This window comes from Paenibacillus faecis, assembly GCF_008084145.1.
In the GTDB taxonomy this organism is placed as follows: Bacteria; Bacillota; Bacilli; order Paenibacillales; family Paenibacillaceae; genus Fontibacillus; species Fontibacillus faecis.
Genome location: NZ_VSDO01000005.1, coordinates 1 through 15483, shown reverse-complemented (window position 1 = coordinate 15483; position 15483 = coordinate 1). Strand labels below are relative to the sequence as shown.

Here is a 15483-nt window from a genome sequence, read left to right as displayed (position 1 = left end):
CTCCAGACCATTAATTGGGCAGAGAACTGTTGCGTTGCTTCCAGTATTGCTCGGATGTCGCCTGTATTTGTTCGAGCGCGTCATTCGGCGGGATTTGGCCCGCCAGAATCTGTTCCACGACCTTGAGGAACGTTTTGTTCACCTCGGGAGACAAGGCATTGTCATACGCCAAAAAAATCTCGTCGCTCTGCCGCATCAGCTTCACGACCTGATCGAACACCGGCCCGGTGCGTTCCGAATCGAACGTGATTTTCATCGACGGAATCCGCAAGCCTTCATAAACGACTCGCTCCTGGATCTCTTCCGTATAAAACGCTTGCATTAATTCCAAAGCCGCTGTCCGCTTCGCCTCATCGAGATTGGACGACAGCGCGATTCCGATCGTATAACCGCCCGCCAGCGAGGGCTTCTGATCCGGAAGCAGCGTCGGAAACGAAGTTACGCCGACCCGGTCCGGGAAGTTATCCCCCGGTTCATTTCCGTTATGGAACAGATTGATATCCCAGCTTCCGTTCAAATACATGGCCGCTTTCCCCGACGTAAACAAATCGATCGCCTCTTCCGTCGACAAATCATTAGCCGGCTCGCTGAACGCTCCTTCGGAAACCCAGCTTTTAAAATGCATCATCGCCTGCAGGTAGGCGCTGTTGTTAAAGTCCGCTTTGGGGTTGCCCCGGGTCAGTTGGTTAATGAGTTCCGGTCCCGCATAACGATCCATAAAATAGTGGGCGAAAATCGCGGCGGGCCAGCGCTCTTCATTGCCGAGCGCAAATGGAATCACCCCATTCGCCTTAAGCCGTTTCACCACCTCATCCATTTCCTCAAGAGTCCGGGGCGGTGTGATGCCGTATTCGGCGAAAATCTCCTTATTATAATAAAGCGGCTCGGCATGCCCCTCGATCGGCAGCCCGTAAATGCGGCCGTCGTAAGACCACGCCTCGAGATCCTGAAATTTCCCCTCCAGCCCGCTCTCCCGGACGAAATCCGTCAGATCCATCAGCCGGTTGGAGCGGACATAAGGTTCAATCTCGGCGCCGGCGAACAGTACGAACATATCCGGTGCCGTCCCCGTCACCATTTCGCTTTTGAGCTTTTGCTCCCGGTGGACGGTCTGATCCATCCCCTCAAAATTCACCTTCACATTCGGATGGGAATTTTGAAAGGAATCCACGACTTCCTCAAAAATGCTCAGCATCTTCCGGTCATGCTCCTTGATCCAAAAGTGACGGAAGGTGAGTGTGATTTTTTCGGTCTGCCTCTCTTCGATCGGCTCGCTCCCGTTCTTGGAGAGGATGAGCACCGAGACGGCCAAAACCATGGCGTATACGACGATCCAGCCCCAATTGATCAACCATTTCACGACCGCTCTTCCCCTCCTCATGAATCGATTTTCGGGATGCGAATCCGTATGATCGACCCGAATCCCGGGGAGGAACAGATCATGATGCCGTAATAGCCGCCGAACCGGATGCTGAGCCGCTCGTGCACATTTTTGAGGCCGACGCCGTTCTCCCTGTATTTTTTCAAACTGCCGCGTTCCTTGCTCCATAAGGTCATCAGCGCCACGTGATCGAACCCGGGCCCGTTGTCCATCACGTCGATGAAGATATCCCGCCCGCCATCCCGGGCGGTGATCGAAATAAAACCGCGCTCCTCCATCGGCTCGATGGCGTGGTACAGCGCGTTTTCGACGATCGGCTGAACGATGAGCTTCTGCGTTTTGTAATATTTCAAGGATTCCGGAATTTCGATTTGATACGTGAACTTATCTTCGAACCGGAATTTCTGAATGTCCAAATAATGCCGGACGTGCTCCATCTCCATGGACAAGGGAATCAACTGCTGGCTCTCGCTGATGCTGATCCGCAGCAGTTTGCCGAGCGATACGACCATTTTGCTGATATCCTTATTCCCCTGAAGCACGGCCATCGAATTGATCGATTCCAAGGAATTGTATATAAAATGCGGATTGATCTGCGCCACGAGCGCTTGCAGCTCGACCTCTTTTTTACGCGCCTGCTCCGTCTGCACCTGTTCGATCAGCTCGGAAATTTGCGTACTCATCCGGTTAAAGCCGTCGATCAGCAAATCCGTCTCGTCCCCGGCCCGAAGGGTGGGCGGAATCGGCACAAAAATCCCCTGCTGTACCCGCTTCATACCGTTCACCGCACTGATAATGCTGCGCACCAGCCGGCGAACAAAGTAGCGGTCGAACAAAAAGGCCGATACCAAGGAGACCAACACCAGCACCATAGCGATATTGCGGATCTGAATCGACTCCGAGGCGATCAGCTTGCTCGGCGTAATGGCGACGAGATGCCAATCCTTGTTGTGCGAAGGCAGATAGGTAATCAGCGATTTCTCGCCCGCGTATTTATCGACATAATAGCCTTTTCCGTTTCCGTCCGGCTTCGGACTCTCTTTTAAAAACGGAAAATCCGTACGTTCCCCAATATGCTCGCCCGACTTGTCGAAGACGATATTGCCCTGCTGGTTGACCAGCAGAATATCCCCCTGTTTAAGCGTGGCGGCGTCCCAAAATACCTGATCCAAAAGTTCCGGCTTCACATAAATCACGACGGCTCCGATATCCTCGAGAGAATAATAATCCTTAATCACCCGGGCCTGGATCAAAACCGGCTTCCCCGTGGAGGCGCTGCCATTTTCGCCCGGGCCGACCCAAATGGGTCTGCCTTCGGCCGCTTTCATCGCCTCATACCAGTTTTGTTTGCTGAGCGTATCGAATGACATGGCCTCATTATATTGATACAATAGCTTATCCTTGGAATAGAGCCCGAAAGAAGTAATCATCGGATGGTTGATTAAGTTGTTGATATCCTGCCTTTGATCATAAGTGACGACAAAGTTTGGTTGCTTCAAGGTCTTCTGAATGACCGGCTGCGTTATCGCCGAATTCGAGATGGTGGTGACCTCGTTCAAGGCGTACTTCAGCTTCCGGTCGGTCTCCAGCAGAGAGACCCAATAAAAATTACTCGACTTCTTCTCCATAGCGCCCGAAAAACTGAAATACGAAATCGACCCCATCAAAATTACGGGGATAAACACAAGAAGAATAATAGCCAGCAAGATTTTCCGACGGAGCTTCAAGCCTTCGTCCCCCTCCACAATCTCCTATCTCTATTATTCTTCGTTATGCGTCTTATCTCCTTGCCACCCTAACAAAAGTCCTAGCTTTTTATCGCGCCGGAAGTCAAACCGGCGATCACCCAGCGGCTGAACAGCAGGAATACGATCAGAAGCGGCAGCGTCGCCGTAAACGTGGCGGACATGATCATGCCGAAGTCCAGACCGTCTTTATTGGTGAACAACTGCTGCAGAGCGATTTGAATCGTGTAATTCTCTCTGTTTTTCAACACGACCAGCGGCCAGAAGAAGTCGTTCCAGACATTCATAAAGTTCAGAATGCCCAGCGTTGCCATTGCCGGCGTAACGACCGGAATCGCGATATTCCAGAAAATGCGGAAATGTCCGCCGCCGTCGATCCGTCCGGCTTCCAGCAGTTCGGAATGCACCGCCGAGGCGATATACTGCCGCATCCAGAAAATCCCGAACGCATTGACCATCGCGGGAACGATCAGCGCTTTATAACTGTCGATCCAGTGCAGCTTGGCCATGATGACGTACTGCGGAAGCACACCCAATTGAGCGGGTACCAGCATCGTGGCGATGACGAAAACAAACAGCGTTTTTTTGAACGGAAACTCATATTTGGCAAAAGCATATCCCGCCAGCGTACAAAGGAAGACGACCGAAATCGTGACGGCCGAGGAAACGACGACGGAATTCAATAGCGCCCGGAAAAAGTCCGTCCGCTCCAGTACGCGCGAGAAGTTGTCGAAAAACTCCGCTCCCGGCGTCAACAACGGCGGGATATGGAAAGCGGCATCCTTATCGTTGGTAGCCACCACGAACATCCAGTAGAACGGAAAGATGGATACCAGCGCTCCGATAATCAGAAACAGGTAAAAGAACGTCTTGGCGACCAGACCCGGTTCATCCGGTTTTTTGCGGCTTGCTGCAAGCGTGCTCATGCTTTTTTCCCCCCGGTGTCTCCGCCCATCCGGCTCGATAGCATCATATTCAGGACGGAGAAAAGAATCGTGGCGATAAACAACATTACCGCCGTGGCGGCCGCGGTTCCGAAGAATCCGTTTTTGAACGCCTCATTGTACAGGTAGGTCACCATCGTAACCCCTTCCTGACGCGTGGAGCCTGTGCCGGACTGGCCTAGGAATACGTACGGCTCGGTAAACAGCTGCAACGCCCCGATGGTCGATACCAGCGTGACGAAAATAATGAACGGACGAAGCAGAGGGAGCGTGATATAGATCAGCTGCTGCCCGCGGCTGGCCCCGTCGATTTTAGCGGCCTCGTAAATATCCGTAGGAATGCTCTGCAAACCGGATAAGAAAATGATGGCGTTATATCCCATCCAGCGCCACATCACCATGGTGGAAATCGCGATTTTGACGCCCCACCAGCCGGAGTTGAACGGCACGCTTTCCATTCCCAGGTTGTTCAGCAGCCAGTTCACCATCCCATTGTTCCCGAACATGGTGCTGAACACCAGCGTTACGGCAACAATGGATGTGATATTGGGCATGAAATACAAGATGCGGAACGTGTTCTTGAACTTGTTCAGGGCGGAATTGAGCATGACCGCCACCAGGAGGGCGACGATCAACTGCGGCACCGTCCCCATCAAGCCCATCAACAGCGTATTGGTGAAGGAGATCCAGAAGGTCGGATCGCTCGTAATCAGCTCATAGTTTTTGAATCCGACATATTTCATCGGACCCAGCGCATCCCATTTAAAAAACGACAAATAAATCGTAAAAAGTATCGGATACAATCCGAAAATGGCGAACAGAATAAAGAACGGCGAAATAAACGTGTATGCCGTTAGCTTGCTTCGTCTTGATTCCGTCCAGAATGGCCGCTTGGCCGGAATCGGCTGCGACGGTTTCGCGGTGACTGTGTCAGCCATGACGCACCTCCAGGAAGTCATTGATAAATCCGAATCCGTCGGAGAGATATGCATCTCCCCGCGAATTCGGATGATAAATTGCGCTATGCAGCCGCTTCGATCTTGTTCGGCTTAGCTGCGTTCCACCAACGTCTTGATTTGTTTCATCGCTTCATCCCACTCTTTTTGCGGGTCGGCTTTTTTCTCAAGCACGTTTTTGAGCGCATTTTTGATAATCGTATCGACTTGGTCGTGCAGCGGGCCGTAGTAGACCGGTTTTACGCGTTCCGCCGATTTGGCGTAGGCTTGAGCAATGATTTGCCCGCCGAAGAAATCGTCCTTCTCTTCGCTGAACGCCGGTTCGCTGTAAACCGCCGGAATCGACGGGAACAAGCCGCTGTCTTTAAACGATTTCAACTGGTTCTCCTTGTTCAGGACCCAGGCGATAAACTCGTAAGCTTCCTTCGGATGCTTGCCTTCTTTCGGCAGCGTCAGGAAGGAGCCGCCCCAGTTTCCGGCGCCTTCGGGCATTTGAGCGATCGCCCATTTGCCGGCGCTGTCCTTGGCGTTCCGGATCGTACCGGCGATCCAAGCCGGGCCGAGCATGACGCCGAAATCGCCTTTGTTGATCGCGTTTTGCCATTCCGGCGACCAGAGGACCCAGTTGCCGATCCAGCCTTCTTGAATCCCTTTTACCGTAAAGTCATAAGCTTTCTTGACCTGAGGATTGGTGTCCCCGATGAAAGCGCCGTCCTCTTTGTTGAAGTAGATTTGGTCCGGCGATTGGTCGCGCAATCCGTTGTACACCAGGTCCGTCAAATCCGCAAACGGTTTGCCGGTTTTATCTTTGAATTGTTTGGCAACGGTTGCGAACTTATCCCATGTATCGATCGCCGCGCTGAATTGGTCGGGATCCTTCGGCAAGCCGGCTTGCTCAGCCAGATCCGTGCGGTAGTACACTACCGTAGGACCGATGTCCGTTGGAAGACCCAGTTGGAACGAGCCGTCCGTGGAAGTTGCCTGTTTCCATTTCCAATCCAGGTAGTTGCCTTCGATATCTTTGGCCCCGAGATCGTAAAGGTTATAGAACTTGTCTTGATTGCTGATGAAGCGCTCCATAAAAGCGATTTCAAGTTGAAAAATGTCAGGCGCGCCTGACCCTGCGGACAATGCTGTCGTCAGGTTGTTGTGATGCGCCGTTTGGTCGGACGTATTCTGGAACTTGAAGGTGACGTTCGGATGTTCTTTCGTGTATTCCTTCGCCAGATCCTCATAGTTCGTCGTACCCAGCGACCAGAAAGTGAGCTCGACTTTTTCGCCCGAGTCCGTTCCTCCGCCATTGGAGCCGCCTCCTTCATTAGCGGTCTTCGCCGGAGCGTTTCCGCCGTTTCCGGTCGCTTTATTGCCGCTTCCGCCGCATGCGGACAAGGAAGCGACCATCAGAACGGCCACCAGCAGCATCGCCCAAATTCTCGTTCTCTTCATTGCTTTGTAACCCCTTTCTTGGTAACTCGTATTTTCATCCTTAGTCTAATGGAGACGGGCGTTTTTTTTGAGGAGACAATATTGCGATTTATGGTTGGAATTTTTATGATTCGGGGATAACCTGCTGTTTTGGCGGCACTTGTCCACATGGGGATAAATCAGCCGAGTATATAGAAAATTGTGTACAGTTTGTTAATATCCTGTGTATAAGCATTTTTCTATAAAAAATAGCCACAAACACTCTCTTGCGCCATGAAATCGGCTCGGGCTCCATGGCAAGGGAGTGCTTATGACTCTATATGGGTGGATCTTATGATATCGGATTAGAACAAGCCTACGATTTCTCCCTGTTCGTCGAGTTGGATTTGCTCCGCCCCCGGGGTTTTCGGCAATCCGGGCATCGTCACGATATTGCCGGTGAGCACGACAATAAATCCTGCACCGGCCGACAGCGTTACGTCCCGTACCTGGACGACAAAGTTCTCCGGCGCGCCAAGCAGGTTCGGCTGATCGGAAAAAGAGCTCGGCGTTTTGGCCATGCACACCGGCAAATGCCCGAAGCCCTGGCGCTCGAATTCCTGTATTTTCGCCTCCACCTTAGCGTTTAGACGGATGCCCGCGCCTCTGTAGATCTCCCGGACGATGGTCTCGATTTTCTCCCTGATGCCAAGCCGCTCGGAATAGAGCGGCGCATACCGTGATGATTCCCGTCGAAGCATGGTTCTGAGCGTTTCCGCCAGTTCGATCCCGCCTTCACTGCCCCGGGCCCAGACGTCGGATAGCTCCGCCTTGACGCCCAGGCGGGCGCATTGCTCTTGAACGATCCGGATTTCCTCCGTCGTATCGCTGGTAAAATGGTTAATCGCCACCATGACCGGCACACCGAATTTGCGGATATTGTCCACATGGCGGTTCATATTGGCCAAACCGGCTTGCAAGGCTTCGGGATTCGGTTTATCCAGCTCCCCTCTCGGAACGCCGCCGTTATACTTCAGCGCTTTGACGGTGACGACCAATACCGCCGCGTCGGGCTTAAGCCCGGCTTGTCGGCATTTGATGTCGAAGAACTTCTCCGCGCCAAGATCGGCCCCGAATCCGGCTTCCGTCAACACGATGTCGGCCAGTTTCAGCGCGGTTTTCGTACCGATAACGCTGCTGCAGCCGTGGGCGATATTGGCGAACGGCCCGCCATGCACGATCGCCGGCGTGCCTTCGGCCGTCTGCACCAGATTCGGCTTGAGCGCTTCCTTCAGCAGCACGGTCATCGCATCCGCGGCGCCGATGTGCTCGGCGGTCACCGTCTCGCCGGACATCGTGTAAGCGACGACCATACGGCCCAGGCGTTCTCTCAGGTCCCGCCGATTCTCGCTAAGGCATAGCACCGCCATCACTTCGGAGGCGGTCGTGATCATAAACCCGGATTCGTGCACAACCCCGTTTCCTTCCCCAAGTCCTACGACAATTTGCCGCAAGCTTCGGTCGTTCATATCCATCGCCCGTTTCCACAAAATCCGGTTTGAATCGATTTGCAGCGCGTTTCCCTGAAATAGGTGATTGTCGATCATGGCCGCCAATAAATTATGCGCCGACGTAATCGCGTGTAAATCGCCCGTAAAATGAAGGTTGATGTCCTCGGATGGCATCAATTGAGCTTTGTTGCTGCCTGTCGCTCCACCCTTCATGCCGAAGCATGGGCCTAACGACGGCTCCCGCAGCGCAGCGATCGTCGGCTCGCCGATCGCGTTGAGCGCTTGCGCCAGCCCGATCGTGGTCAGCGTTTTTCCTTCCCCGGCCGGCGTCGGATTCATCGCCGTCACCAGCACCAACTTCCCGTCCGGCCGGTTCTTTAAATCCTCGCGCAGGCTTAGATCTATTTTGCATTTGTACCGTCCGTACAACTCCAAATATTTTTCCGCAATCCCGATGGATTCCGCCACTTCCAAAATAGGTTTCATTGCTGTTCAGCTACCTCCAGCCATCACATTTCATTTTCTGCAAGCTTATGAAAATACTATTCCATTGTACATGAAGCGGCCGGAAATATAAGTGACGGAAGTGGTAACGTAGTAACGCGGATGCAAATTCCTGCAAATCTGCAGGAATTTATGGGGAAATAGCCCCCACCGAGCAAAATTCCTGCAAATCTGCAAGCTTTTTTATCGATGGGGGCTCTATTGGAGGAAATAACCGGAAATACCTGCACTTTTGCATCTTTTTCGATGTCCAAGGCTTAAGAGCTCGGAAATTCCTGCAGATTTGCAGGAATTATTGTAGAACATAGAAACTAATCTTATAACGATTTTATAGATAATTTTTTGTTTATTCGATCTGTTGTTTCTTGCCTAAATTCGCCTCCTGGCAACTACCTTCGAGGCCCCCGGCATGAATAGGAGTTATAGACTGTTGGTGCCGTCTTCGAATTGAAACTTCCCACCCTCATTCTTCCTCATATAACCTTCTACCTATTAGTGACCTTGCTTCACTTTCCTCCAAGTCTACGAGCAATCCTATACGATTAAAGTTTATTTCCCTATTTCCGAAGTTAACCATTTCTATAGACTTCACAAGTACTTTTTTGTTTTTATAGTCTCTACAAATTAAAGTATCGCCATTCTTTAAAACGGTCCCACGATCAATGATTTCTCCCCCAATTACAAATCCTCTACCACTGATTTTAAATACATCTATCACTTCAATCTCAAACATGTATGTCACGCCCTTAATGGCAGTTTAATAGTGCTGAATTAAATTCTTGATTCCAATTGCCTTGAAATTTCATTCATCGTATTCACAATATGCTTCCAATCAGGAGTATCCGCATAAAGCAATTTCTTGTTTTCAAACGCTGAAACGAGCTCTTCGTATTGAGATTGATTGGTTAATATTTGTTCACTGTCAATCTCCAGATCGGTGGGGTTACTTTCTAACAATGCAGAAATCTGCTTATTCATATCTAAACCAAATGCTTTAAAACTTTTTACCAGGTCCTCTATAAATTCGAAATAGTTACAGGAAAATGTTCCTTCATGGCTGCTCCATAATGAAATACCTTTATCATTTTGATATTCAGCAAACCAATAAATATGTAACTGATCCTCATTTCTTATTAAAAAACAATCAGGACCTCCTGTTAAATATCCAAAATCCAGCCTTCTACAGTAAAGCCAACCACGGGCCACCTCGTACACTTCGTCAAATTGTTCGTCACTTTCATCCCAAGCTAATTCGATCCAATTTTTTAACAGTTCTATGTATTTCTTTAATTTATCCAATGAATTTATCTTCTGAAAAATTTCGTTCGGAACTGAATTTTCTACATGCCGAATAACTTCGCAAATATCCCAAAATATCCTGGCAAATGGATAATCCACAAATTTAGAATCATTCTCCGGCTTCCATTCCCTAATGATTTCATCACTATATTTAGGAAACTCAACGCCTTTAAAATTAAACCAGTAATGAGCGTCGGTTAATGCAAACCAGTGTAACGTTGAACAGTTACCGTTTTGCCAGGGAACAATCTCCTTCCAGTCCTTCAATTGATATTGAATCAAAAGATCACTCCTGATCTTCAGGTTTTGTTACATCCACATATATCCAAATTCAGGTTTATCAAGCATCGTTAATTGTTTTTCGAAGTCTTCTATTGGTTCTATATCTTCTACAAAATGCCACTTGTTTTTACTGTCCTGCCAATATACTTTCCATTTCCCTTCATCGTTTCTGAATTGAGCGATCGGCAACTCAACTCGTTCTCCTGGCATATAGGAAGGTCCGTCTTGTGAAAGAGTAATTGTGTTACCTCGAAACTTATATATAATGTTATATTCTGACTTGAGATGGCCGGGGATCTTCTTATCTATGTAGTTATCAAGTATTTTTTCAAGTCTTTTCTTAGTAAAGGCATCAAACGCCATAAAAATCACCTCATCGAGTATTTAGCTATATTTCCTTATATTAACGGTTCTTCTCCAAACCTTGCCCACAATAGAGGGTATCTAACTTCCAGGTCTTCTTCCACCCAATCAATTTCAATATCCATGGGTTCAAAATTATATCCGTGAGCTTCCAATTCATTCAAAAACTCCGTGTTGGCAGAATCGTTATACTCGTACGTTCCGGTTTTTTGATAAGTGTAAGCATCTGAAGCCGCTAATAACATTTCTTCTAATTGAGGTGCAAATTCATCTTCCTGTAAATAATCCTCAGTTAAAAATCCAGCTAAAAATTCAGGATTCTTTAAAGCTTGATTGAACACTTCTTCTCCTCGGGAGATTAACCAGCCCCTGAAATAATCAAATCCATCATCCGAACATCCTCCCATAATAACATAGGCCGCACCCCATAATGAAGAAGTATATGATTGTACCATCTTATTCTGAAACTCTATTTCGAACTGAATAATTTCTTTACTCGTTTTCTTGGTTAATTCATTAGTTAGCCATTCTATTTGTTCTGCGCCATACTTTTTGGAATCACTTATTAATTCCCAAAAAATATTTGCTGCCATAGGATTAACCTCCTCCAACGTACTTTTTTCCTATGCGGGATTTCGCCTGAATCCGCTGTAATACGGTGTTATCGAAAGTTACCGATTTCCTCGAATTACTGAACACCTGTGTTTGAAATTATTTTCTCCTAAACATACGATATCTTTAATTCCTTAACGTATACTGCGGTTCCTGAGATAAATACATCGATTGATTTCCCATTTCGTTTTGCCATTACAACAACTCGTCCATCTTTTCCAATCTCTTGCCCTTGTTCAACCAGGAACTCCGCTTCAGCTGTTTCCTTACTTACATACTGCAAATAATAAGCCCCCATGACTCCAGATGCCGTCCCAGTTACGGGGTCTTCAATTGTTCCTGAATAAGGTGAAGAAAAGTGTCTTGCATGCATGCTAGCTCGTTTATCATAAGTTTCTAAACAAAACGGATGAATCGAAGCACGACTATTTTCCGTAAGTATTTCTGGAAAAAGCGAGTTGTTTGGCTTCATCTTTGAGAAACTGTTTAAACTTCGAATTGGAACAAGTAATGTCCATGTCCCAGTACTTCCATATACAATAGGCATCTTATCGTCTATTTCTTCTTCGGTTAGTCCGATACATTTAGCAAGTTTGGATACTGAACCTTGAAAAGACATAAATTCAGGTTTATCCTGTTTCATCATAACTTGTAGCTCGCCATTACACTTGTTGAAGCAAATGGGTAAGATACCTACATTTGTTTCAATAGTTATTTCATTTTTGTTTGCGTCTATAATTCCCAAAGCCTTTAAACAATACATGGAGCCCACCGTAGCGTGACCACACAAGTTTATTTCATGCCCAGGGGTAAAATACCTCAACCTAAAATCTGCTTTTTGCGAAAGTTGTACAAATACAGTCTCATTAAAGCCAACTGACTTGGCAATTGCTTGCATGGACTCATCATTTAAGCCATCCGTATCCAGAACAACCCCTGCTGGGTTTCCTTTATTGGCTACTGACGAGAATGCGTCATAATGTAATACCTTTATTATTTTCATCTTGAACCCTCTTCCATTATGCTTTCACCCAAATTCCTCTTACATGAGTATATCTAATTTTTGTTATGCGCAAGAATATTAACTAATTTATTATATGGGTCCCGAACATAAAATCTCCGCACACCCCATGGTTCATTTACGGGTCCATACTCAATCTTGAAACCTGCATCTGTCATTCGTTTATAAACTTCATCAATATCATCTAACTCAATGGATAAATCAGGCGTAACGGTTCCTGCCCCTCCCTCGGACGCAAAGCTAATTTGAATGTTCATCTCATCCTTGGATCCGTAGGTTGCTATCCAACCATGATTCATCATCAATTCGAGTCCCAATACGTCTTGATAGAAAGATTTAGCCAACTCTATGTCATGCGAATGAATGTTGGCCACGATTCGTTTAACCTTCATTTCAATCCCTCCTGCTGTTTAATTCGTCACCTATTCTTAGCCAAGGCCTAATGGCGAACCGCGCTTCTCCTGTTCTATAATCGAAAAATCTTTCTACAATCTTGTCGATTCTATTATCAATAATTAATGACCATGGGCTTCAAATTTTTGAGAGTTCTTTTAATGCATCTCGTGCAACTCTCTGCACAATCAGATCCCCATGGTTCTCATAATTAAGGAGTAAGGGAACATATTTCTTGTTGTAAGTAATACCTATAGCATAAAGTGCATCAGCTAAATCATGAGGCTCAACCTGATCAATACGTTCCGCAAGATAATCTAGCTGTTCTCTTGAGTAATCAGTAAGTAACTGAAATAGATCATCCTTTATATTTCTATCTTGTTCTTGAAACAGTTGTTTCTGTAAAAGTAGAATGATTTCATCAAAAAACGGCAGATTATAACCAAAGTACGGATCAAGATATCTGTCCAGGCACAGTAAAAGACTTCGCTTCTCATCATAATCGGCTTCACTTAAGTACTTCTTAATCGCTACCGAACCACTTTCAACAATTTCATTGTGCTTCTGAGAATAAGAAATATATCTGGATCCATTATCGTCCATCGATTTCACCTCTCTGCTTTCAGTTTTCTTGTTGCCTCAATAGCATATAACGTCGTTGTAATTCTTAACCCGAGAGGCTAAAGTCCTCCGTCAGGACCGGGGGTGGCTCCACCACTTAGCCTCGTAGCGTTGTTTGCCTGACTCCACGTTACTGGAAAACCTCGGGAAGACCAAATCGTTTTTCGAGACCTCATTCCTTGATTAAATTCTTTGTCATTATTATATCTTTACCAAAATCTTCAGACTCTATTATTTCTAATGCATGGTATCCAAGCTTCTCATAAAATCCTTGTGCCGTAATGCTACTAGGAAGCTTAAGTGATGTAGTCCCGGAATCAAGAGCTATTCGTTCAATAAAATCAATCAGAAATCTACCAATTCCCTTATTGTGGTGAAGAATATCAATAAAAACTGTGTAAATGGTATCTTGATCAAGGCTTGCAGTACCGATTATCTTATTACCTTCAACTACAACATATACTTTTCTGATTTTTGATATCGAAGATATATATTCTGGGGTGAAGATTCTACTCATATTCTTTATTATCTTTTCTGGATAATCTTTGATGTTTACGTTTACTAAGTTTTCTTTGATAATGCTTGATACCATTCCGGAATCCTCATCAATGAAATCCCGAATCAATAAATTAGTATTCAATAATCTCACCTCTTATTAGAATTAAATGTTTGGGTGGTGAATACAAAGTTAGCCGGTGCAGGGTTGTCCGCTGATGCCACTTCATCGAATTATCTCCTAGCGGAAAAGAGCCAACAGGCGACCACGAGTGAATATGGTGTTAGACGATGTTAATGACCTCTCGATCAAACATTCTTGTATTTATAAAAAGACCCAGTCTCAGAAAGCACTTATCCTAGGCTGGGTCACTTATTGTTTTGGGTTCTTTCCTTAAAATATTATGTTAACAGTCTCGAAATCTCCTCGTTGATCAGTTTAGCCTGCTCATGATTTATTGCATGTCCTGCATCTTTAATGACCTTATAATTTAATTTATTATCCTCAAGTCTCTTTATGGCCTTGGGATAATTAGTTAATCTATCATATTCTCCAATTAGAAATATTCCCTTTTCTCTTAATTTAGATAACTCTAAGTCACTGTGGATTTCAATTTTATGTTGCATCATTGATTTATTGTTAAAGTACTTCAATAAGTAAAACCAGTGCTTCATAAGAACATCATTCTCTTCAAACTTGGAGAAGTTCGGCCTGCTTAATTTTCTTAGTAATTTTCTACAATTCTTCTCTGTTGGAAACAGCGCCTCCGGCAGAAAGGCAGCCATCATTTTTGAAAAAATCTCAAATTGACTTGTAGGGATTCTGCCTGCCAGGCAGATTGCCTTGGTGACTTTGTTGGGTCTCTTTAATGCGTAGTAATAAGATAAGTATGCGCCGTATGAAACTCCACATATATTGGTAGTATGTATTTCTAATGAGTTTAATATGTCGTCAATCCAGATCGCTTGATTAAAACTTTTGAAATATTCTTCATTAGGTTCACTTTTTCCTGAACCTCCAATCGCATCAACCGCAATGATGTAAAACTTCTGTGATAGCTCCTTTATGTTGTATATCCACATCATTGCCGAATTATCGGCAGTTCCATGAAACAGTAGTAAAGAAGGCTGCTGACGATCGCCGACAATAATCACGTGTGTCAATCCATAAGTAGTTTCTATATCCTTCTCTTCAAAGTCCGAATCCCAAGAGTTTAACAACATGTCGTATGTATCGACAATCAATTGCCTTCCGGACAGACTTTTATATCTTTTCATCGGCGTTATCCTTTCATAAATGGTTCCGTATGAGAATCACAAACTAATTAATATCTCCATCTTTTCCCTCAAGTATATCAGTATAATAAAATACGGGGAACCAAATTATGAATGACTTTAAGGTCCCCCCCCCCCCGAAGTCTTTCTTTTTGTTCGGCGGTGCTCTACTCTCCCGGGCCTTCGGTCCAAGTTCCATTGCGCTGTAGGACATAATGGTCTTGTTCGAGATGGGCAAGCCGTGGAACCCTCACCTTCGCCACCAAACATGATCATTGCGCTGCTTCCTCAGCCTGACTTTGCCAGGAAACATATCAGACCTCAGTTACAGCTTTCATGTGCAATATAAATTCCTGCAAATCTGCAGGAATTTATGGCTAAAGGACCCCCGCAGAGCGAAATTCCTGCAAATCTACAGGCTTTTTTGCTTTAGGGGCCCCATTCGGACGGACGAGCCGAAAATCCCTGCACTTTTGCATCTTTTTCGCTTTTCGAGGCTAAAACGCTCGGAAATTCCTGCAGATTTGCAGGTATTTCGCTTTTAACATACAAAAAGAGCACCACCGCATCATACGGTAGTGCTCTTCTCAGTTGCTTGGCGGCGTCCTACTCTCCCAGGACCCTTCGGTCCAAGTACCATCGGCGCTGGAGGGCTTAACGGTCGTGTTCGGGATGGG

At 46.4% G+C, this 15483-nt stretch carries 15 protein-coding genes and 1 rRNA gene; all 16 read right to left on the bottom strand.

Annotated elements, in window-relative coordinates:
- Positions 1 to 10: 10 nt before the first annotated feature.
- The gene (locus FRY98_RS21740) at positions 11 to 1360 is read right to left on the bottom strand and encodes an extracellular solute-binding protein (protein WP_148456026.1); all 1350 of its coding nucleotides are present in this window, start codon (positions 1358 to 1360) and stop codon (positions 11 to 13) included.
- Positions 1361 to 1377: 17 nt separating this feature from the next.
- On the bottom strand, positions 1378 to 3108 hold the full coding sequence (locus tag FRY98_RS21735; RefSeq protein WP_148456023.1) for a cache domain-containing sensor histidine kinase: 1731 nt from the start codon (positions 3106 to 3108) through the stop codon (positions 1378 to 1380).
- An 80-nt stretch (positions 3109 to 3188) separates the two neighbouring features.
- Positions 3189 to 4052 (bottom strand): carbohydrate ABC transporter permease, encoded by an 864-nt coding sequence (locus FRY98_RS21730; protein WP_148456020.1) that lies wholly within the window; start codon positions 4050 to 4052, stop codon positions 3189 to 3191.
- On the bottom strand, positions 4049 to 5008 hold the full coding sequence (locus FRY98_RS21725) for a carbohydrate ABC transporter permease (RefSeq protein ID WP_148456017.1): 960 nt from the start codon (positions 5006 to 5008) through the stop codon (positions 4049 to 4051). Before FRY98_RS21725 ends, FRY98_RS21730 begins: the two co-directional genes overlap by 4 nt.
- A gap of 111 nt (positions 5009 to 5119) precedes the next feature.
- Positions 5120 to 6472, bottom strand: coding sequence for an ABC transporter substrate-binding protein (locus FRY98_RS21720; RefSeq protein WP_148456014.1), 1353 nt, complete (start codon positions 6470 to 6472; stop codon positions 5120 to 5122).
- A 323-nt stretch (positions 6473 to 6795) separates the two neighbouring features.
- Positions 6796 to 8427, bottom strand: a complete 1632-nt coding sequence (locus FRY98_RS21715; protein WP_148456011.1) for a formate--tetrahydrofolate ligase — start codon at positions 8425 to 8427, stop codon at positions 6796 to 6798.
- A 481-nt stretch (positions 8428 to 8908) separates the two neighbouring features.
- Positions 8909 to 9178, bottom strand: coding sequence for a hypothetical protein (locus FRY98_RS21710; protein ID WP_148456008.1), 270 nt, complete (start codon positions 9176 to 9178; stop codon positions 8909 to 8911).
- A gap of 38 nt (positions 9179 to 9216) precedes the next feature.
- The gene (locus FRY98_RS21705) at positions 9217 to 10026 is read right to left on the bottom strand and encodes a DUF5984 family protein (protein WP_148456006.1); all 810 of its coding nucleotides are present in this window, start codon (positions 10024 to 10026) and stop codon (positions 9217 to 9219) included.
- A gap of 27 nt (positions 10027 to 10053) precedes the next feature.
- On the bottom strand, positions 10054 to 10389 hold the full coding sequence (locus FRY98_RS21700) for a DUF3024 domain-containing protein (protein ID WP_148456003.1): 336 nt from the start codon (positions 10387 to 10389) through the stop codon (positions 10054 to 10056).
- Positions 10390 to 10424: 35 nt separating this feature from the next.
- The gene (locus tag FRY98_RS21695; protein WP_148456000.1) at positions 10425 to 10982 is read right to left on the bottom strand and encodes a DUF4240 domain-containing protein; all 558 of its coding nucleotides are present in this window, start codon (positions 10980 to 10982) and stop codon (positions 10425 to 10427) included.
- Between the two features lie 128 nt (positions 10983 to 11110).
- The gene (locus tag FRY98_RS21690) at positions 11111 to 12004 is read right to left on the bottom strand and encodes a PhzF family phenazine biosynthesis isomerase (protein WP_148455997.1); all 894 of its coding nucleotides are present in this window, start codon (positions 12002 to 12004) and stop codon (positions 11111 to 11113) included.
- A 53-nt stretch (positions 12005 to 12057) separates the two neighbouring features.
- Positions 12058 to 12414: a VOC family protein gene (locus FRY98_RS21685; RefSeq protein ID WP_148455994.1), complete on the bottom strand. Its 357-nt coding sequence runs from the start codon at positions 12412 to 12414 to the stop codon at positions 12058 to 12060.
- A 139-nt stretch (positions 12415 to 12553) separates the two neighbouring features.
- Positions 12554 to 13018, bottom strand: a complete 465-nt coding sequence (locus FRY98_RS21680) for a hypothetical protein (protein WP_148455991.1) — start codon at positions 13016 to 13018, stop codon at positions 12554 to 12556.
- Positions 13019 to 13208: 190 nt separating this feature from the next.
- The gene (locus tag FRY98_RS21675) at positions 13209 to 13676 is read right to left on the bottom strand and encodes a GNAT family N-acetyltransferase (RefSeq protein ID WP_148455989.1); all 468 of its coding nucleotides are present in this window, start codon (positions 13674 to 13676) and stop codon (positions 13209 to 13211) included.
- Positions 13677 to 13933: 257 nt separating this feature from the next.
- Positions 13934 to 14809 (bottom strand): alpha/beta fold hydrolase, encoded by an 876-nt coding sequence (locus FRY98_RS21670; protein ID WP_148455986.1) that lies wholly within the window; start codon positions 14807 to 14809, stop codon positions 13934 to 13936.
- 590 nt (positions 14810 to 15399) lie between these two features.
- A 5S ribosomal RNA gene (gene rrf / locus FRY98_RS21665) occupies positions 15400 to 15483 on the bottom strand; the annotation flags it as partial.